Genomic DNA, 16,765 nt, shown 5'->3' with positions numbered 1-16,765 from the left:
TTGGTTACAGTGCCGAGGTTGTTGCGCTCAGGAATTGCTGCAGTCGCTCGGTCTTCGGATTGCCGAAGAGTTCGGCGGGCGGGCCTTCCTCTTCGATTTTGCCCTTGTGCAGAAAGACCACGTGGTCGGACACATCTGCGGCAAGGCGCATGTCGTGCGTGACGATGATCATGGTGCGCCCCTCGCGGGCCAGATCCTTGATCACCTTCACCACCTCCTGTTCCAGCTCTGGATCGAGCGCGGAGGTGGGTTCGTCGAACAGCAGCGCGCGGGGCTCCATGCAAAGCGCGCGCGCGATGGCGGCGCGTTGCTGCTGGCCGCCGGAAAGCTGTGCGGGGTAGACATCGCATTTGTCGCCGATGCCGACCTTCTCAAGATACTTGCGGGCGGAGGCCTCGACCTCGCCCTTGTCGCGGCCCAGCACGGTGACGGGCGCTTCCATGACGTTCTGCAGGATCGTCATGTGGGCCCAGAGGTTGAACTGCTGGAACACCATCGACAGGTTGGTGCGCACGCGGATGACCTGCTTCTTGTCGGCCGGATGCCGGTGCAGCCCGCTGCCGCGCCATTGGATGGCCTCGCCTTCGAACAGGATGTCGCCCTGCTGGCTGTCCTCCAGCAGGTTGGAGCAGCGCAGCAGCGTGGATTTGCCGGAGCCGGAGGAGCCGATGAGCGAAACGACGTCGCCCTTGCGGGCCGTGATGTCCACGCCCTTCAGGACTTCGAGTTCACCATAGGCCTTGTGCAGGTCCCGGATTTCGATGACGGGTGGTTCTGAGTGGGTCACGAAAGCAGCATTTTGTTCTGGTTAGTGCCGCAGTAGGGCGGAAAATCTGACCAAATGCAACGTGCAAATGGCACGAAACCCCTTGCTACACACCGAACGGGGCGTCAAGACCGCCGTTACGCCGGCGGCGCGGGCGGGATCGGCTGCACCGTGTAGGCTTCGTGCGGGATCCGCTGCAGCGAAAGCGGCAGCATCGGCGCCCGCAGGGCGGGATCGGCGGCTTCCAGAACGGTGGAAATGGCGCTGAAAAGGGAATCGGCCGCGCCGGGACTCGCGGTGATGAAGGGCAGCCCCGGGCTCGGGGCGGTGCTCTCCAGGATGCGCAGCCCGGCGGCGAAAGGGTCGAAGGCCTCGATCAGCCGCCAGGTGACGGCATCCACCGCGGCGACGTCGGCATGCCCCTGCGCCACGGTGCGGGCGCTGGCGCTGTGCGAGCCCGTCAGGATCACCCCGCCGATCGCCACGCCGGCCCGCCGGAAATGGGCCTCCGGTGCGGCCCAGCCCGATTGCGAGAGCGGCTCGTTCACGGCCAGCCGGGCCTGTGCGAAAGCGCGCAAATGCGCGCGGGGATCATCGGCGCGCACCAGCAGGTGGCTTCGGTAGTGCCCCGGCGGGCAGCCCTCAAGCCCGTAGTCCGGCGTGCCCACGAGGCTGACGCGCCGGGCAAGCCGGGCGCGGTAGGGCAGGCCGCAGGTCTGGGCGAGCAGCAGCGTGGGATCCTCCCAGAGGGCCATCAGGGGCACGCCGCGCGTCAGCGCCTCGGGGCCGTGGCCGAGCGCGGCGCGGATCGCGCGCCAGAAACGATCGTTCAGTTCGGCCACCTCGGGCCGGTCGTACATGGGCAGCGCGGCGATCATGCGCCGGAGCTATCGACCCGCTGGCGGGCAAGCGCGCTGTCGCGGTCGTTCACCCCGAGGAAATTGGCCGCCATGCGCAGGATCGAATCCTCTTCGCTGTCGCGCTCGCCGTCGGCCAGCGCCACCGCCCAGAGCGCCTCGATCACCGCGATGCGCTCCTCGTAGGGCACGGCCTCCTTGATGACGCGGGTGAAGCGCACGGTGTCGGGGGCCTGGCGTTCCAGGTCCTCGCCCCGGGCGCGCAGGCTCGTGGCCTCGAAGGGCGAAAGCCCGTAGCGCCGGGCCAGAACCTTGTCGATTTGCGCCATCTCGGCCTCGGCGTAGTCGCCGTCCGAGCGGGCGATGCGCACGAGAAGCGCGGCCAGCGACAGGCGGGCGTCTTCATCCGAAAGCTGCGGGGTCTGCGGGGCCGTCAGGCGGCTGATGAGATTTCCGAACATGGATCATAGGTAAACCGTGACCAGGAGCGCGCCAAGAGGCAATGGCGCAACCGGCGCCTGCCCGGCTATTGCAAGGGTATGCGGCGCGGGATCAGGCGCGGGGCTTCAGATCCGCCGTGTCCACGCCGAGGATCGCCGCGGCGCGGTCGAGAATGTCGTCCTCCTCGGGGCGCTCCACGCCGTCGGCCATCACCACGTCCCAGAGCGCGGCGACGATGCCGGAGCGCTCCTCGTAGGGGATCGCGGCCTTGACGGCCTGCGCGAAGGCTTCGGTGTCGGGGGCCTTCTCCGCCAGCAGTTCGGCGGTGTGGCGCAGCTTGGCGGCGGCGACGGGGTCCAGCCCGTAGCGGCGGGCGAGGATGCGGTCGATCTGGCTGATCTCCTCGTAGGCGTAATGCTTGTCGGATTTGGCCAGCCGCACCAGCAGCGCACCAAGGGCGATGCGCGCATCCGGATCGGGCAGGGCGGTTTCGGCCTCGGGGGCACGCAGGCGGGTAAGAAGCGCTTCGATCATGGGGCGATCATATGCAATCGCGTCCGGCGGGCAACGGTCACGTGCATTTGAGGGCGCGTTGGCCGGGCCCGAGGCATGATTTCCTTTGAAACCCCCCAGGTCGCCTCTAGGTTGGAAAGGCGGGAATCGGCGCCCTCAAGCGCGCCACCGCTCAAGTTGGAGACAGTAACATGGCCGCTACGAACGCGCCTCAACCCTCGCCTCAAACCCCGAAGGCCGCCAAGCGCAGGATGCTCGGCAGCGTGATCCTTGCCGCCGCCATCGGCTCCGCCGCCGGCCTTTCGGCACAGGAGGGCTCCGGCCTCAGCTTCGGCGGCGCCGCCGGTGTTGCGGATCCGGCCGGCCTCTCGGCGGCCACGGCGGCCGGCGCGGCGCCAGAGGTGGCGCAGGCGGATCCGGGGCTGTTCGACGAAGGCGGCCTGCTGGATGCCAACAACCCCGATCTCGTGTTCACCCTGCGCCTCGGTGCGCAGGCGCAATCGCCCTATTTCGGCTCCGACGAGATCGAGTGGGGCCCCGACGTGGGCTTCCGTTTCGATTTCCTGCGCTTTCCCAACGGCTTCGAATACGGCTCCGGCCGGGCCGTGGGCTTCCGCGAGGGCCTCGGCCTGCGCGGCGCGGTGCGCTACATCCCCGGGCGTTCGGCCTCCGATCACCCGGAACTCGCGGGCCTGGACGACATCGACTGGGCCTGGGAGTTCGGCCTCGGCGTCGGCTACGAGCAGCGCAACTACCGCCTGTTCGGCGATCTGCGTTACGGCGCCATCGGGCACAATTCCTTCGTGGGCGAACTCGGGGCTGACGTGATCCTGCGCCCCGCCGAGGGTTGGACGATCACCGCCGGCCCGCGCGTGACGCTCGGCAGCGATCGCTACACCGACACCTATTTCGGCGTGTCGGCCGCGGAATCCGGCGCGAGCGGGCTGCCGGCCTACGATCCGGACGGCGGTGCGGTGGAGGCCGGGGTGGAGCTTTCGGCCCGCTACGCCTTCAACGAACGCTGGGGGGTGGAGGGCATTCTCTCCTACTCGAAGTTCGTCGGCGACGCGGCGGATTCCCCGATCGTGCTTCAGGGCACCGATGATTACCTCAAGCTCGAAGTCGGCCTGACCCGGCGCGTGAGCCTCGACTTCTGAGCGCCGGGCCTTCGGTTCCGCCGGCACGGCAAGGAAAGGGCGGCCTCGGGCCGCCCGTTTCATGTCGGGTGATGTGTTGGCCGGCTCGCCGGCCCTTGCCGCTGAGCGCCGTGGCTCCGGTCAGCCCTCGTAGCCCTCCACGATCACCAACTCCCCCACCGAGCGCCCCTCGCGCAGTGCTTTCGCCTCGGCGTATTCCGGGCTGTGATAGCAGGCGAGCGCCGTCTCGTAGGAGCCGAACTCGATCACGACGGTGCGGCTGCGGGGCGTGCCCTCGGCGGGCGTGGAGGCGCCGCCGCGGACAAGGAACCTGCCGCCGTATTTGGAGAAGGCCAGCGCATTGGCGCGGCGGTAGGCTTCGTAGCCCTCTGCATCGGTGACATCCATCTGGGCGATCCAGTAACCCTTGGGCATGGTGGTGTTTCCTTCCTGTCCTGCGCGGGCGTTCTAGCCTTCGCACCCCTTCTGCGAAAGCTTGATCCCGGCGAAGCCGCGCATGTCCACGAGGCCGTCCTGCACCCATTGCCGCACGATGCCGCGCGTTTGGTCCATGGTGAACCCGTGTTCCGGCAGGATCGCGTCGGCCTCGGCGGTGGTCATTTCGCAGCCGTTGGCGCGGATCAGCTCCAGCAGCTCGGCGGATCTGTCGCCGGCGGCAAGTGCGGGCAGGGGCATCAGGGGGATCAGGGGCAGGCCGCAGAGGGCGAGGGCCGCAACGGCGGCGCGGCGTGGAAATGAGTGCATTAAAAAACTCCGGGGTATCAATGAGATGCCCCGGAGTTTCACGCTTTTTCGCGGATTGTCAAACCAGCCGCGAGGTATCCTTGGCCGCGCGCACGAAATCGGCGAACAGCGGGTGCGGCTCGAAGGGCTTGCTCTTCAGCTCGGGGTGGAACTGCACGCCGATGAACCACGGGTGATCCTTCCACTCCACGATCTCGGGCAGCTTGCCGTCCGGCGACATGCCCGAGAAGGACAGCCCGCAGGCTTCAAGCTGATCGCGATACTTGATGTCCACCTCGTAACGGTGGCGGTGGCGCTCCTCGATGGTGGTGGTGCCATAGACGCCGGCCACCTTGGAGCCTTCCTTGAGGTTGGCCGTATAGGCGCCCAGGCGCATGGTGCCGCCCTTGTCATCCGTGACCTTGCGCTGAACGGTGTAGTTGCCCTGCACCCATTCCTTCAGGTGGTAGACGACCGGGGTGAAGCGCTTCTCGCCGGCTTCGTGATCGAATTCCTCGGAGCCCGCGTCCGGCAGCTGCGCCACGTTGCGGGCGGCCTCGATCACCGCCATCTGCATGCCGAGGCAGATGCCGAGATAGGGGATCTTGCGCTCGCGGGCGAACTGGGCGGCCTTGATCTTGCCTTCGGTGCCGCGCTCGCCGAAGCCGCCGGGCACGAGGATGGCGTGGAAACCTTCGAGGTGGGGCGCGGCGTCCTCCTTGTCGAAGATCTCCGCATCGACCCATTCCACCTTCACCTTCACCCGGTTGGCCATGCCGCCGTGGGTGAGCGCTTCGGCGATGGATTTGTAGGCGTCTTCCAGCTGGGTGTATTTGCCCACGATGGCAACCTTCACCTCGCCTTCGGGGTGGAAGATGCGGTCATAGACATCTTCCCAGCGGCTGAGGTCGGGTTTGGGGGCGGGGGCGATGCCGAAGGCATCCAGAACCGCCTGGTCGAGCCCCTCGCGGTGGTAGGCCAGCGGGGCTTCGTAGATGGATTTGAGATCCTGCGCGGCGATCACGGCGTCGGGGCGCACGTTGCAGAACAGAGCGAGCTTCTCGCGCTCCTTCTGAGGGATCGGGCCTTCGGAGCGGCAGACGAGCACGTCCGGTGCGATGCCGATGGAGCGCAGCTCCTTCACGGAGTGCTGGGTCGGCTTGGTCTTCAGCTCGCCGGAGGCGGCGATGTAGGGCAGCAGCGTGAGATGCATGAAGATGCACTGGCCGCGCGGCTTGTCCTGGCTGAACTGGCGGATGGCCTCGAAGAAGGGCAGGCCCTCGATGTCGCCCACGGTGCCGCCGATCTCGCAAAGCATGAAATCGACCTCGTCGTCGCCGATCTCGATGAAATCCTTGATCTCGTTGGTGACGTGGGGGATCACCTGGATCGTCTTGCCGAGGTAGTCGCCGCGGCGCTCCTTCTCCAGCACGTTGGAATAGATCCGCCCGGAAGAGACGGAATCCGTCTTGCGGGCCGAGACGCCGGTGAAGCGCTCGTAGTGGCCGAGGTCGAGATCTGTCTCCGCGCCGTCGTCGGTGACGAAGACCTCACCGTGCTCGAACGGGCTCATGGTGCCCGGATCGACGTTGAGGTAGGGATCCAGCTTGCGCAGGCGGACCGTGTAGCCGCGCGCCTGCAGGAGCGCGCCAAGGGCTGCGGATGCCAGGCCTTTGCCCAGCGAAGAAACAACACCGCCCGTGATGAAGATATAGCGTGCCATGTGCTGGCAAACCCCCGTGATCTAGATCTCTTTCAAGTGAACCGGCTCAACGAAAAGCCGCAGCATCACGGGATTTAAGCCATAACGGATTCGGCCCGTTTTGGCAACATTACCGCAAGATGCTGTTGGGGGCGGGTGCCCCCTTCCTCAGATGTAGTGGTTGCGCTCCGTCAGTCGGCGCGCGGCGTGGCCGGAGCCTCCTCCGCGGTCGGCGGCAGCAGATCGCTTGCCGGCGGCAGGGCCGGAGCGCTCTCTTCCGCGGCCGGCGGGGTGGTGCCGATCCGGTCCAGAACCGAGCTGTCGGCCGAGTTCCGGGCTGCGATGATGGTGAGTGCGATCGAGGTGCCGATGAAGGCGATGGCCAGAGCCCAGGTCACCTTGCCCATGGCCGTCGCCGCCGCGCGGCCGGACATAACGCCGCCGCCACCGCCGCCCATGCCCAGCCCACCGCCTTCGGAGCGCTGAAGCAGCACTGCGCCGATGAGGCACAGGGCGAGGATCAGGTGGATGACAAGGACGACATTTTCCATGGATGGCACCGCGATTTCATTCGATGTGGCTATCTATGCCGTCCGCCACCGGGTCGCAACCCCTTTCCGGCCGCTTTTCGGAGCCGGCGGCCGGGTGGCGCTGGCAGGATGTCGCAAGCGGGCGGGCGGATCGGCTCAGGGGGCCGGAAGCAGCGCGGCCTCGTATCCCCGCAGCATCCGCCGCGCCGCGTGCCCGAAGGGGCTCACGCCCGCCGGGGCATCGGGGAAGATTGCAGCGAGTTCGGCAAGGGCGCCCTGCGAAAGCCGGTGCAGCGCCTCCTCGCCGAGGTAGAGGCTTTCGGCGCCCGCGCCCTCGGCCAGCAGGATCTCGTGGCTGTCGAGCAGGATGTGGAAATACCCTACCGGCGCAAGGCTTTCGTCCACCTCCACGCCGGGCCAGCCGAGCAGATCCTTCGCGGCCACCAGCACCTCCGCTTCCCCGAAGAGCAGGGCGCAGGCCGGGCCGGCCACGAGAACGCGATGTTCGGGCGAAACCCGCAGCGCCCGACGCGGTAGCCCGCCGCCGAGGGCACCCGGAGCGATCCGGACGGGGCGCAGGACCGGCCTCTGCCGCAACTCCTTTCCCGAAACCGTCCGCCCTTCGATCCAGCGGATGCGGTGCACGCCGCCGTCCCGCGTGCAGACGCGATCGCCGGGGTGCAGCTGTTCGACGGGCACGTCGCCGTCCGGCGTCTGGATGCGCGTCCCGGCGGCGAAACAGACGCCCTCGATGTTGATGGTGATGACCTGCGTGTCGAAGCCGCTCTGCTCGTTGCCGCCGGGCGTGAGCGCCGCCACGCCCACGAGCACGGTGAAGCTGTCCGTCACCACTTCTCCGAAATCCAGCGAGTCGAAGAAGGCCTGATCCACGGTGTAGGTCCAGACCCCGGTGAACGGATCCACGCTGGCCACGCCGTTGCCGGCCTCGGTGCTGATCGACCAGTCGATGTCCGTCACGGTCCAGCCCGGATTCGGGAGGCCCGGATCGACGGTCAGCGCGCCGGTGTCGGTGGTGTTGCCGATCGGGCCGCCGATCGTGCCTTCGGTATCTCCGCCGATCTCGGGGCGGAGGGCGTCGGCGGGCGGCGGCACGGTGGGGAAGGGGAAGTTGACCATCAGCCCGCCCCGCCATCGAGCAGCGCGGCGAACTCCGCCTTGCGGTAGAGCCGCATGTGCACCGCGCCCGCCTTATCCCGCGTCCATTCCACGATCCGAGGGCGGCTCATGTCGCTGTCGAGTCGGTTGGCGCGCATCCGGTCGAAGGGGATCGTCCGGCGCATGATCTCGGCGATCTGGCGGATCTGTCCGAAGGGGGAGACGAGATCCACGATCCAGAACGACGGACCCGAGGCGTAATCCTCGCCGAGGATCGGCGCGTGATCGATCGCGAAGCGCCGCTCCACCTCGGGCGACAGCCCGGCGTAGGTGACGAAGGCGCGCGGAAAACCGTTCTGGCGGAAGATCTTGTATTGCTTCAGGCGCAGCGGCGTTTCGAAGGCGTTGACTGCCTGCAGCAGGGAGCGGTTGCGGTGCGTGGCCGTCAACGCGGAGAGATAGACCATCGCCCCGAGGTCCGCGTAGGCCTCGGGCGAAAGGTCGAACCAACCCTCCGGTGCAGGTCTTTTCTCAGGCTCGGGCATCGTCATCCGCGTGGTCAATCGTTCGTTTGCACCGTGATTATCCTTGGAATGTGGCGCTTTTGGGGGCGAAACCAAGCCGGCGGGGCGATGTGCCGCCGCCGGGCCGGGGGCAGCTTCGCCGCAGTCGCACAGATTCCGGTTTCGCCGCGCCGATCTGGCGGCTATACGGGGGCCGGTTTTTCCCGTGCCAAGGATAGGAAGTGATCATGGCCAACGTGGTTGTCGTGGGCGCCCAATGGGGTGACGAAGGTAAAGGCAAGATCGTCGACTGGCTCAGTGAGCGGGCCGACGTGATCGCGCGGTTTCAGGGCGGCCACAACGCCGGCCACACGCTGGTGGTGGACGGCAAGGTCTACAAGCTGCACGCGCTGCCCTCCGGCGTCGTGCGGGGCGGCAAGCTTTCGGTCATCGGCAACGGCGTGGTGCTCGATCCCTGGCACCTCGTGAAGGAAATCGAGACTGTGCGCGCGCAGGGCGTCGAAATCACGCCCGAAACGCTGATGATCGCCGAGAACACCCCGCTGATCCTGCCGCTGCACGGCGAGTTGGACCGCGCCCGCGAGGAAGCCGCCTCCAAGGGCACCAAGATCGGCACCACGGGCCGCGGCATCGGCCCCGCCTACGAAGACAAGGTCGGCCGCCGCGCCGTCCGGGTTGCTGATCTGGCCGATGACGCCACCCTGGAGGCCCGCGTGGATCGCGCGCTCCAGCACCACGATCCGCTGCGCAAGGGCCTTGGCGTCGCGCCGATCGACCGCGACGCGCTGATCGCCCAGCTCAAGGAGATCGCGCCCAAGATCCTGCCCTTCGCCGCGCCGGTCTGGAAGGTGCTCAACGAGAAGCGCAAGGCGGGCAAACGCATCCTGTTCGAAGGCGCCCAGGGCGCGCTGCTGGACATCGATTTCGGCACCTATCCCTTCGTCACTTCCTCCAACGTGATCGCAGGGCAGGCCGCCACCGGCGTGGGCATCGGCCCCAACGCCATCGATTTCGTGCTCGGCATCGTGAAGGCCTACACCACCCGCGTGGGCGAGGGGCCTTTCCCGACGGAGCTGGAGGACGCCGACGGCCAGCGCCTCGGTGAGCGCGGCCACGAGTTCGGCACCACTACGGGCCGCAAGCGCCGCTGCGGCTGGTTCGATGCCTGCCTCGTGCGCCAGACCGTCGCCACCTCCGGCATCAACGGCATCTCGCTCACCAAGCTCGACGTGCTCGACGGCTTCGACACGCTCAAGATCTGCGTGGCCTACGAGCTGGACGGCAAGCGGCTGGACTACCTGCCCACGGCGGCCGAGGAACAGGCCCGCTGCACCCCGATCTACGAGGAAGTGCCGGGCTGGCAGGAAAGCACCGAGGGCGCGCGCTCCTGGGCTGATCTGCCCGCCAACGCGATCAAATACGTGCGCCGCGTGGAAGAGTTGATCGGCTGCCCGGTCGCGCTACTGTCCACCTCGCCCGAGCGTGACGACACCATCCTCGTCACCGATCCTTTCGCCGATTGATCCGAGCCCGCCCATGGCCCTGCCGTACAAGACAAGAAAACGCCTGTCGCTGCTGATCCTGCTGATCGGCCTGCCGGCCTATATCGTCGTCTGCGTGACGGTGGTGAACTGGCTCGAGCGCCCGTCGATCTGGGTCGAGTTCCTCGTCTACGTGGCGCTGGGCGTCGTCTGGGCGCTGCCGCTGAAGGCGGTGTTCAAGGGCGTTGGCAAGGAAGATCCGGGCGATCAGGGCTGAGCCCGCCGCCTGTTGACCTGAAATACACCGGGGGCCGGGGCAGTGCTTCGGCCTCTTTTCATTTTGCAGGTGCCAAAAGAAAAGCGGGACGGCTGGTCCAGGGCCGTCCCGCTTTTTTACCGTTATACGTATCCGGGGTGGTCTTCAGGACAGTGCCGGATGGTCACTCGTTGCCATAACGGGCCTTGGGTTTGAAACGGGTCGTCTTCGAGATCGTGAACTGGCCGCGCTGCACCTTCTGAAGGCGCCCTTCGCGCAGCAGCTGGCCGAAGGAGCGCAGCCCGTCCTCGCGGGAGATGTCCTGCGCGTTGGCGGCCTTGGCCATGACCCCCATCACGTGCGGACGGGAGAACTGCGGCCGGCCTTCCACGAAGGCCACGTAGGCGGCCGCGGCTTCCAGCAGGTCAGGCAGTTCGGTCACGCCGAGACGGGCGGCGAACTCCTCGAAGCTCGTGTCGTCGGACAGGACGTGATCGACCTTCTCCAGCTCGTAGACCGAGACCTCGCGGCGCGGCGATTTCTGAAGCGCCAGGTTGCCGGCGGTCTGCTCGCTCCCGCGGCCGGCCGAGGCGGCCAGATCGCCGGGGCGGGGGGCCACGTCCACGCGCTGCTCGCTCACCAGCATCAGCGGTGCCATCGTGCCGTCCTTGCGGTTGGGGCGCGGCGCCGGGGCAGGGCTGGGTTTGCCGGGTTTGACGGCCTTGGCCAGATCCTCGCGGTAGGCTTCGGTTTCGTCTTCCTTCTTCTTCTTGCCGCCCAGGAACCTGCGTTCGGCGACGGTGGCGGCCACGGCGGCCTTGAGGTGGGCGAAGCCCGAGCGGCGGCGGGCGCCTTCGCTCTCTTCCAGCTTGCTGTTGGTCTGCTCCAGCAGGCGGGCCACGGCTTCCTCGTCGTCCTCGGCGCTGGTGGTCACGCGGCGCGGGGTGACGCGCACGGGGCGCACCGGGGTGACGGGCTCGTCCCCGCGCTCCTCGGCTTCCACGGCGGCAAGCTCGGCGCGCAGATCGGCTTCTTCCTCCTCGGAGAGCGAGCTGTTGCCCTCCAGAGGATCGGCCTCGGCGGTGGCTTCCGCGATCTCTTCCTCGGGTTCCTCCACCAGCTCGACCGGCTGGAGCGTGCCGTCGGCGATCGCATCCTCCACGTCGGATTTCTTCATCCGGATGACGCGGGCACGGGCGCGGGCGGCGGCCGCCGCGGCGGTGGCGGAGACCTTGCGCTCTTCTTCTTGCGGGGGAGTTTCTTCCTGGGAAGCTTCCTCGGCGGCTTCGGCCACGCTGTCGGCCGGGGTCAGCACCAGCGGAGCGGCGTCCGCCATCTCTTCCGCATCGTCGGCTTCGGTCTGTTCGGCAACTTCGGGGGCCGCCTGGAGCGAGGCGGTCAGACGGGCGAGCACATCTTCGTCGTCGCTGTCTTCCTCGTAAGCTTCTTCCTGTGAAGCAAGCTCTGCTGCCTCGGCGCCTTCGTCCTCTTCCGCCTCGAACACCTCTTCGGTCATCACGGGCGCTTCTTCGAGGCCTTCCGCGATTTCAATGGCGTCCTCGGCATCGTCTTCCGTGGTGTCTTCGGCGGATTCCACCTCGACTTCGGCCTCGGCCTCTACCAGGCTTTCTTCGGCTTCGGCTTCGGCTTCGGCTTCGGCTTCGGCTTCGGCTTCGGCTTCGGCTTCGGCTTCGGCTTCGGCTTCGGCTTCGGCTTCGGCTTCGGCTTCGGCTTCGGCTTCGGCTTCGGCTTCGGCTTCCACGTCCGGAAGAAGTTCCGCTTCGATGTCCTCGGCGATATCCTCGGCGATGTCGTCCACGATGTCGTCGGCCGGGGCCTCGGCTTCAGCCGCGGGTTCCGGCGCCAATTCGGGGGCGGTTTCCGGCGTGCTGCGGGCGGCAACGGCTTTCAGCAGGGCGTCGGTCGCCTCGGGAGCGAAATCCGCGGCCTCCTCCTCGAAGGTTTCTTCTTCGAAAGCTTCTTCCGCGAAAGAGCCTTCCGCTTCGAAATCTGCGATGCCGGCTTCCCCTTCGGCCTCCTCGGCCTCCTTGCTGTCTGCCGCCGCTTCGGTGGCGTCGGGCGCAGCTTCCTCGGCGGCCTGCTCGAAGGCTTCGAGCGCGGCAAGGGAATCTTCCTCTTCGAAATCCTCGGCCGGCTCTTCGGCGGCCGCGGCGATCAGCTCCGGATCGTCCAGCTGCGGCGCCGGGGCCGGTTCAGGCGCCGGTTCGGGGGCCGTCTCGGGCGTGGCGGTGATCTCTTCGGCGATCTCGCCGACCTGCTCGTCCTCGTCGAAGAGGCGGTCGGAGGTGCCGGCCTTGTTCTGGGCGACGACGGCGCGGATGCGTTGCAGCTTGGCGGCAATGCTGTCGGCGTCGGCGGCCGGGGCGGCGGGCGAGGGCTGGAACGCCGGCTTCCGGGGCGCGGCGGCCTTCGGCGCGGGCTTTGCCGCCGGAGCCTGCGCGGCCGGGGCGGCCGCGGGGCGGGAGACCGGCTGCGGCGGGATCGGCGAGGGGGCGGCGCGCTGGGTCTCCAGGGCGGGGGCCTCCTGCTGACGCAAGACCACGTTGTTGTCCTGAATGCGGGCCTCGACGCGCCGGCTGACTTCCTTTTCAGCAATTCGCGCCAGCATCTCGGCGTCGGGTGCGGGGGGTTCCGCTCCGAAATAGCGGTCCTCTGCTGCCAGATCGCGGAAGTACTCCGCAATCGCCTTCATCGTATTAAAAGAATCATCGAAGCCTTCCAGCGTACAGCTGAAGGTTCCATAAGATACTGTCAGAATTTTACTCGCACCGACCATCGGATTGCTCGCTTTCTCTTATTCAGCAACAGTGTGTTTACCACCCCATGCGTCGCAGAAAGGATCGGAACTGGGATATTTCCGGTGTTATTTATGGGCCAGAATGTGTCGAAACCCAAGAACGGCGAAGAAATGCCCGAATTGACCGGGATTGTTTCCAGATCGGAGCCAATAACGCTGCTCGGAGGCGCGCCCGTGGACAATGCGGCGGTTTGCGCGCTTTTGGAGATGGCCCCGAATCTCTTTGCCGCAGATGGCGGGGGCGCGGCTTCGGCCCGTGCGGCCGGGCATTGGCCGCAGGCGGTGATCGGCGACATGGACTCCCTCGATGCGCCGCTGCGCCGGGATCTGGAGGCCGCCGGCGTCGCGCTCATGCCCGTGGCCGAGCAGGACAGCACCGATTTCGAGAAATGCCTTCAGCGGCTGCGCGCGCCCTTGATCCTGTGCCTCGGCTTCACCGGCGGGCGGCTGGATCACGAGCTGGCGGCGCTGCACGCCCTTGCGGCCTTCCCCGCTCAGCCCGCGATCCTGGTGGGGGCGCGGGACGTGATCTTCCGCGTGCCGCCCGCGCTGGAACTCGATCTCGCCGCCGGCACGCGGGTGTCGCTGTTTCCCATGGGGCCGGCGCGGGGCGCGTCGTCGGGGCTGAAGTGGCCCATAGACGGGATCGACTTCGCCCCCGGAGTGCGGATCGGCACGTCGAATTGCGCGCTTGGGCCCGTCAGCCTTCGGATCGCGCGCGGGGAGATGCTGGTGATCCTGCCGCGGCGCTGCCTGCCGGAGGCTGCCCGCGGCCTGCGCGCCGCTCACGGTGGATGATGTAGAGCCCGGCGGCCATCGTCACCCCGATCCCCAGCGCGGCCAGCCCGTTGGGCAGATCGCGGAAGATCATCCAGCCGATCAGCGTGGCGAAGGGGATTTCGAGGTATTGCATCGGTGCAAGCGTGGCGGAGGGGGCGAAGCGCAGAGACCACGTCATCAGCAGGTGTGCCACGGTTCCGAGCGTGCCGAGGGCGAGGATCAGGCCGAGGGTGGCCGGATCGCCGGGAACGGGGGGCAGCCCCTCGGTCAGCAGCAGGAGCGGCACCAGCACGAGGCAGGCCATCGCGCCGCTCACCGCCTGAAGCGCGATCGGGTCCACCTTCTTGGCGATCGTCCGGGTGACGAGCATGAACAGCGCGAAGACGACGGCCACCGCCAGCGGCAGCAGCGCGGCCGGGCCGACGGCGGCGAAGCTGGGCTGCACCACGAGGAGCGTTCCGACGAAGCCCATCGCGCAGGCCGCGATGCGCCGCGGCCCCACTTCCTCGCCCAGCACGTAACGCCCCAGCAGCAGCATGATGAAGGGCATGACGAAGGCGATGGCCACGGCCTCGGCCAGCGGCAGGTAGCGCAGGGCGAGGAACATGCAGCCGATCCCGAGGATGTGCAGCAGCGTGCGCAGGGCCGTCATGCCCAGCACGAAACTATCCCGCAGGATCGCCCGCGCGCCGGTGAGCGCGAAGGGCGCGAGGATCACCAGCTGGAACAGGAAGCGCAGGAACACCAACTCGCCCACCCCCATGCGGCTGCCCAGCAGCTTGGCCACGGCGTCGCCGAGCGGGGCCAGGACGCAGAAGCCGAGCATGAGCACGATGCCGAGAACGGGCCTGTCGCGGGTCATTCGTGGCCTTCCCCCGTGCTCAAGTCGCGCCTCCGGTTGGCCGGTTTCTGGTTCACGTCAGCTTCGTGTGTCGCAGCAGAACGTCACTGTTGTAGCGCTCGATCAATTCAAATTCCGGCAGCATGGCCAGCAACGCCTCCAGGCGGACCTGGCCTTCATACATCTCCCTGTTGGAGAACTCGGTATAGAAGTATCTTGTCCGCGAAAGGGTTTCCCGACCACCCTGAATGACGTCCTCCTCGGCGCCCTGAACATCCGCCCAGATCAGATCGACAGCTTCGATGCCGTTCTCTCGGGCCCAGTCGTCCAGGCGGCGAATGGGCACGGTGGTGCCTTCTCCGAAACTCAGCTCGGGATACTTTTCGAGGACTTTCTTCGGACGGCGGATCGAGCCTGATTTGTCCCAGTCCCTGTCGCGGCGCGACAGGCTCGGATAGAAGGTCACCTCGCCGTTCTCCGCTCCGATCGCATGGCGATGCAGAGTCACGTTCCCGGGCATGTCGGTCTTCAGAAAGTTCGCGATCGCGCGTTCGTCCGGCTCGAAGGCATGCAAGTGGCCGTTCGGAGCATTGGCGGCAAGCTTGCTGGAGTCCGAGCCGTCATTGGCACCGATCTCGAGTATGGTGGTGAATCCTGAAATGCCGAAATCATCCAGATAGCTGTAAATCGAGCGGCGTTTCGGCATGTCTTTTTCCTGCAATCAACTTCTGCCCCCTGAAGACCAGATAAGTCGCCGGGCGCGCAAGCCTTTTTGAGCGGCTTGCGCGTCTTCAGCAGTTCGGCACGTTCACGGCGAGGCCGCCGAGCGAGGTTTCCTTGTATTTCTCGTGCATGTCCGCGCCCGTCTGCCGCATGGTTTCGATGGCGCTGTCCAGTGGCACGAAATGATCGCCGGTGCCGCGCAGGGCCAGCGAGGCGGCCGAGACGGCCTTGATGCAGCCCAGCCCGTTGCGCTCGATGCAGGGCACCTGCACGAGGCCCTTCACCGGATCGCAGGTCATGCCGAGGTGATGCTCCAGCGCGATCTCGGCGGCGTTCTCCACCTGCTTCGGGGTGCCGCCGAGCACGGCGCACAAGCCCGCCGCGGCCATGGCAGAGGCGGAGCCGACCTCGGCCTGGCAGCCGCATTCGGCGCCGGAGATCGAGGCGTTGTGTTTCACCAGCCCGCCGATGGCGGCGGCGGTGAGCAGGAAATCGGGGATGCGGGAGGCGGTGGCGCCGGGCACGTGATCGAGCCAGTAGCGGATGGTGGCCGGCAGCACTCCGGCGGCGCCGTTCGTCGGCGCGGTGACGACCTGTCCACCGGCGGCATTCTCTTCGTTCACCGCCATGGCGTAGGCGCTCATCCAGTCGTTGATCGTATGCGGCGCGGAGAGGTTCATGCCGCGCTCCGCCAACAGCGCCTCGTGGACCTGCCGCGCCCGGCGCTTCACGTTCAGCCCGCCGGGCAGGGTGCCCTCGGCGGCCAGCCCGCGGTCGATGCAGGCGTTCATCACCTCCCAGATGCGCGCGAGCCCGGTGTCGAGATCGGCGGCAGGGCAGCGCGAAAGCTCGTTGGCGCGTTTCATCTCGGCGATGCTCTTGCCGCTGGCCGCCGCCATGGCGAGCATTTCGGCCGCCGTCTTGAACGGGTAGGGCACGGGAGCGCCCTCGTCGGTGTGCTTGCCCCGGGCCAGTTCGTCGGCCGTCATCACGAAGCCGCCGCCGATGGAGTAGTAGGTTTCCTGCAGGATCACGTCGCCCTGGGCGTCGGTCGCCATCAGGATCATGCCGTTGGCGTGGCCGGGCAGCGGCGGGCCGTAATCGAAGATCAGATCGGCTTCGGGATCGAAGGCCAGCGGCGCCAGCCCCTCGGGGTGCAGGCGTTTTTCGGTGCGGATCCGGGCGAGCGCGGCCTCCGCGGCCTCGGCATCGTAGGTGTCGGGCTGGAAGCCTGCGAGGCCCAGGATGGTGGCGCGATCCGTCGCGTGGCCGACGCCGGTGAAGGCCAGCGATCCATGCAGCGAGGCGCGCAGCCCGTGGGCGTGGAAGGGCGAGGCCCGCAACGCTTCAAGAAAGCGCCCCGCCGCCACCATTGGCCCCATCGTGTGGGAAGACGACGGGCCGACGCCGACCTTGAACATCTCGAAGACGGAGAGAAACATCTTGGGCCTTTCCTGCTTGCGCGCGCCCATACATGCCAGAAGCGCGGCGAAAGGCGAGGGGGAAAACGACACCCGATCCCTTCGCCGCGACAGCC

The 16,765-nt window shown here is 67.4% G+C and carries 18 protein-coding genes; 4 read left to right on the top strand and 14 right to left on the bottom strand.

All coding sequences use genetic code 11. The annotated features are described in order from the left end of the window. Positions 1 to 4: 4 nt before the first annotated feature. The 4 genes from PSA7680_RS02605 to PSA7680_RS02590 all read right to left on the bottom strand — a co-directional run bounded on the left by PSA7680_RS02605 (position 5) and on the right by PSA7680_RS02590 (position 2,598). Entirely contained in the window at positions 5 to 787 is a 783-nt protein-coding gene (locus tag PSA7680_RS02605) for an ABC transporter ATP-binding protein (RefSeq protein WP_085867092.1), read from the bottom strand. 116 nt (positions 788 to 903) lie between these two features. Continuing rightward, the gene (locus tag PSA7680_RS02600; RefSeq protein WP_085867091.1) at positions 904 to 1,644 is read right to left on the bottom strand and encodes a phosphate/phosphite/phosphonate ABC transporter substrate-binding protein; all 741 of its coding nucleotides are present in this window, start codon (positions 1,642 to 1,644) and stop codon (positions 904 to 906) included. Beyond that, the gene (locus PSA7680_RS02595) at positions 1,641 to 2,084 is read right to left on the bottom strand and encodes a tellurite resistance TerB family protein (protein ID WP_085867090.1); all 444 of its coding nucleotides are present in this window, start codon (positions 2,082 to 2,084) and stop codon (positions 1,641 to 1,643) included. The genes PSA7680_RS02600 and PSA7680_RS02595 overlap by 4 nt, the downstream gene beginning before the upstream one ends. Positions 2,085 to 2,175: 91 nt before the next feature. Continuing rightward, positions 2,176 to 2,598: a tellurite resistance TerB family protein gene (locus PSA7680_RS02590; RefSeq protein WP_085867089.1), complete on the bottom strand. Its 423-nt coding sequence runs from the start codon at positions 2,596 to 2,598 to the stop codon at positions 2,176 to 2,178. Between the two features lie 170 nt (positions 2,599 to 2,768). Here PSA7680_RS02590 and PSA7680_RS02585 point away from each other — a divergent pair, with 170 nt between their 5' ends. After that, complete coding sequence (locus PSA7680_RS02585) at positions 2,769 to 3,734, top strand: MipA/OmpV family protein (RefSeq protein ID WP_085867088.1); 966 nt, start codon at positions 2,769 to 2,771, stop codon at positions 3,732 to 3,734. A gap of 120 nt (positions 3,735 to 3,854) precedes the next feature. Here PSA7680_RS02585 and PSA7680_RS02580 read toward each other — a convergent pair whose 3' ends face one another. The 6 genes from PSA7680_RS02580 to PSA7680_RS02555 all read right to left on the bottom strand — a co-directional run bounded on the left by PSA7680_RS02580 (position 3,855) and on the right by PSA7680_RS02555 (position 8,356). Then, positions 3,855 to 4,148, bottom strand: a complete 294-nt coding sequence (locus tag PSA7680_RS02580) for a DUF1330 domain-containing protein (RefSeq protein ID WP_085867087.1) — start codon at positions 4,146 to 4,148, stop codon at positions 3,855 to 3,857. 33 nt (positions 4,149 to 4,181) lie between these two features. Then, positions 4,182 to 4,478, bottom strand: coding sequence for a hypothetical protein (locus PSA7680_RS02575; protein ID WP_085867086.1), 297 nt, complete (start codon positions 4,476 to 4,478; stop codon positions 4,182 to 4,184). A gap of 58 nt (positions 4,479 to 4,536) precedes the next feature. Beyond that, entirely contained in the window at positions 4,537 to 6,180 is a 1,644-nt protein-coding gene (pyrG, locus tag PSA7680_RS02570) for a CTP synthase (protein WP_085867085.1), read from the bottom strand. 170 nt (positions 6,181 to 6,350) lie between these two features. Further along, positions 6,351 to 6,710: a preprotein translocase subunit SecG gene (gene secG, locus PSA7680_RS02565; RefSeq protein ID WP_085867084.1), complete on the bottom strand. Its 360-nt coding sequence runs from the start codon at positions 6,708 to 6,710 to the stop codon at positions 6,351 to 6,353. A 135-nt stretch (positions 6,711 to 6,845) separates the two neighbouring features. Further along, positions 6,846 to 7,826 carry a Hint domain-containing protein gene (locus PSA7680_RS02560; protein ID WP_085867083.1) on the bottom strand — a complete coding sequence of 327 codons (981 nt, stop codon included), beginning with the start codon at positions 7,824 to 7,826 and terminating at the stop codon, positions 6,846 to 6,848. Further along, complete coding sequence (locus tag PSA7680_RS02555) at positions 7,826 to 8,356, bottom strand: toxin-activating lysine-acyltransferase (RefSeq protein WP_245824417.1); 531 nt, start codon at positions 8,354 to 8,356, stop codon at positions 7,826 to 7,828. Before PSA7680_RS02555 ends, PSA7680_RS02560 begins: the two co-directional genes overlap by 1 nt. Positions 8,357 to 8,556: 200 nt before the next feature. Here PSA7680_RS02555 and PSA7680_RS02550 point away from each other — a divergent pair, with 200 nt between their 5' ends. Together PSA7680_RS02550 and PSA7680_RS02545 are read left to right on the top strand one after the other, a co-directional pair. Then, positions 8,557 to 9,852 carry an adenylosuccinate synthase gene (locus tag PSA7680_RS02550; RefSeq protein WP_085867082.1) on the top strand — a complete coding sequence of 432 codons (1,296 nt, stop codon included), beginning with the start codon at positions 8,557 to 8,559 and terminating at the stop codon, positions 9,850 to 9,852. Positions 9,853 to 9,865: 13 nt separating this feature from the next. Further along, a complete protein-coding gene (locus PSA7680_RS02545; RefSeq protein ID WP_085867081.1) occupies positions 9,866 to 10,087 on the top strand; it encodes a DUF2842 domain-containing protein in 222 nt (73 codons plus the stop codon). A gap of 163 nt (positions 10,088 to 10,250) precedes the next feature. On the opposite strand, the gene PSA7680_RS18675 is transcribed toward PSA7680_RS02545, so the two are convergent. Further along, a complete protein-coding gene (locus tag PSA7680_RS18675; RefSeq protein ID WP_176244065.1) occupies positions 10,251 to 12,779 on the bottom strand; it encodes a hypothetical protein in 2,529 nt (842 codons plus the stop codon). 312 nt (positions 12,780 to 13,091) lie between these two features. Here PSA7680_RS18675 and PSA7680_RS02535 point away from each other — a divergent pair, with 312 nt between their 5' ends. Next, positions 13,092 to 13,682, top strand: coding sequence for a thiamine diphosphokinase (locus PSA7680_RS02535; RefSeq protein WP_306372446.1), 591 nt, complete (start codon positions 13,092 to 13,094; stop codon positions 13,680 to 13,682). Here the strand turns inward: PSA7680_RS02535 and PSA7680_RS02530 are convergent. The 3 genes from PSA7680_RS02530 to PSA7680_RS02520 all read right to left on the bottom strand — a co-directional run bounded on the left by PSA7680_RS02530 (position 13,585) and on the right by PSA7680_RS02520 (position 16,670). Continuing rightward, positions 13,585 to 14,526 (bottom strand): DMT family transporter, encoded by a 942-nt coding sequence (locus PSA7680_RS02530; protein WP_085867080.1) that lies wholly within the window; start codon positions 14,524 to 14,526, stop codon positions 13,585 to 13,587. The genes PSA7680_RS02535 and PSA7680_RS02530 overlap by 98 nt on opposite strands. A 52-nt stretch (positions 14,527 to 14,578) precedes the next feature. Next, positions 14,579 to 15,211 (bottom strand): FkbM family methyltransferase, encoded by a 633-nt coding sequence (locus PSA7680_RS02525; protein ID WP_085867079.1) that lies wholly within the window; start codon positions 15,209 to 15,211, stop codon positions 14,579 to 14,581. An 85-nt stretch (positions 15,212 to 15,296) separates the two neighbouring features. Continuing rightward, on the bottom strand, positions 15,297 to 16,670 hold the full coding sequence (locus tag PSA7680_RS02520) for an L-serine ammonia-lyase (protein WP_085867078.1): 1,374 nt from the start codon (positions 16,668 to 16,670) through the stop codon (positions 15,297 to 15,299). Positions 16,671 to 16,765 lie beyond the last annotated feature (95 nt).

It is taken from the genome of Pseudoruegeria aquimaris, assembly GCF_900172235.1.
In the GTDB taxonomy this organism is placed as follows: Bacteria; Pseudomonadota; Alphaproteobacteria; order Rhodobacterales; family Rhodobacteraceae; genus Pseudoruegeria; species Pseudoruegeria aquimaris.
This window is presented reverse-complemented; position numbering and strand designations above follow the sequence as displayed.

Coding starts and splice junctions, on each gene's coding strand:
- PSA7680_RS02600 (WP_085867091.1), bottom strand. CDS start 1,644: ATGATCGCCGCGCTGCCCATGTACGACCGGCCCGAGGTGGCCGAACTG.
- PSA7680_RS02595 (WP_085867090.1), bottom strand. CDS start 2,084: ATGTTCGGAAATCTCATCAGCCGCCTGACGGCCCCGCAGACCCCGCAG.
- PSA7680_RS02590 (WP_085867089.1), bottom strand. CDS start 2,598: ATGATCGAAGCGCTTCTTACCCGCCTGCGTGCCCCCGAGGCCGAAACC.
- PSA7680_RS02585 (WP_085867088.1), top strand. CDS start 2,769: ATGGCCGCTACGAACGCGCCTCAACCCTCGCCTCAAACCCCGAAGGCC.
- PSA7680_RS02580 (WP_085867087.1), bottom strand. CDS start 4,148: ATGCCCAAGGGTTACTGGATCGCCCAGATGGATGTCACCGATGCAGAG.
- PSA7680_RS02575 (WP_085867086.1), bottom strand. CDS start 4,478: ATGCACTCATTTCCACGCCGCGCCGCCGTTGCGGCCCTCGCCCTCTGC.
- pyrG (WP_085867085.1), bottom strand. CDS start 6,180: ATGGCACGCTATATCTTCATCACGGGCGGTGTTGTTTCTTCGCTGGGC.
- secG (WP_085867084.1), bottom strand. CDS start 6,710: ATGGAAAATGTCGTCCTTGTCATCCACCTGATCCTCGCCCTGTGCCTC.
- PSA7680_RS02560 (WP_085867083.1), bottom strand. CDS start 7,826: ATGGTCAACTTCCCCTTCCCCACCGTGCCGCCGCCCGCCGACGCCCTC.
- PSA7680_RS02555 (WP_245824417.1), bottom strand. CDS start 8,356: ATGACGATGCCCGAGCCTGAGAAAAGACCTGCACCGGAGGGTTGGTTC.
- PSA7680_RS02550 (WP_085867082.1), top strand. CDS start 8,557: ATGGCCAACGTGGTTGTCGTGGGCGCCCAATGGGGTGACGAAGGTAAA.
- PSA7680_RS02545 (WP_085867081.1), top strand. CDS start 9,866: ATGGCCCTGCCGTACAAGACAAGAAAACGCCTGTCGCTGCTGATCCTG.
- PSA7680_RS18675 (WP_176244065.1), bottom strand. CDS start 12,779: ATGAAGGCGATTGCGGAGTACTTCCGCGATCTGGCAGCAGAGGACCGC.
- PSA7680_RS02535 (WP_306372446.1), top strand. CDS start 13,092: ATGGCCCCGAATCTCTTTGCCGCAGATGGCGGGGGCGCGGCTTCGGCC.
- PSA7680_RS02530 (WP_085867080.1), bottom strand. CDS start 14,526: ATGACCCGCGACAGGCCCGTTCTCGGCATCGTGCTCATGCTCGGCTTC.
- PSA7680_RS02525 (WP_085867079.1), bottom strand. CDS start 15,211: ATGCCGAAACGCCGCTCGATTTACAGCTATCTGGATGATTTCGGCATT.
- PSA7680_RS02520 (WP_085867078.1), bottom strand. CDS start 16,670: ATGTTTCTCTCCGTCTTCGAGATGTTCAAGGTCGGCGTCGGCCCGTCG.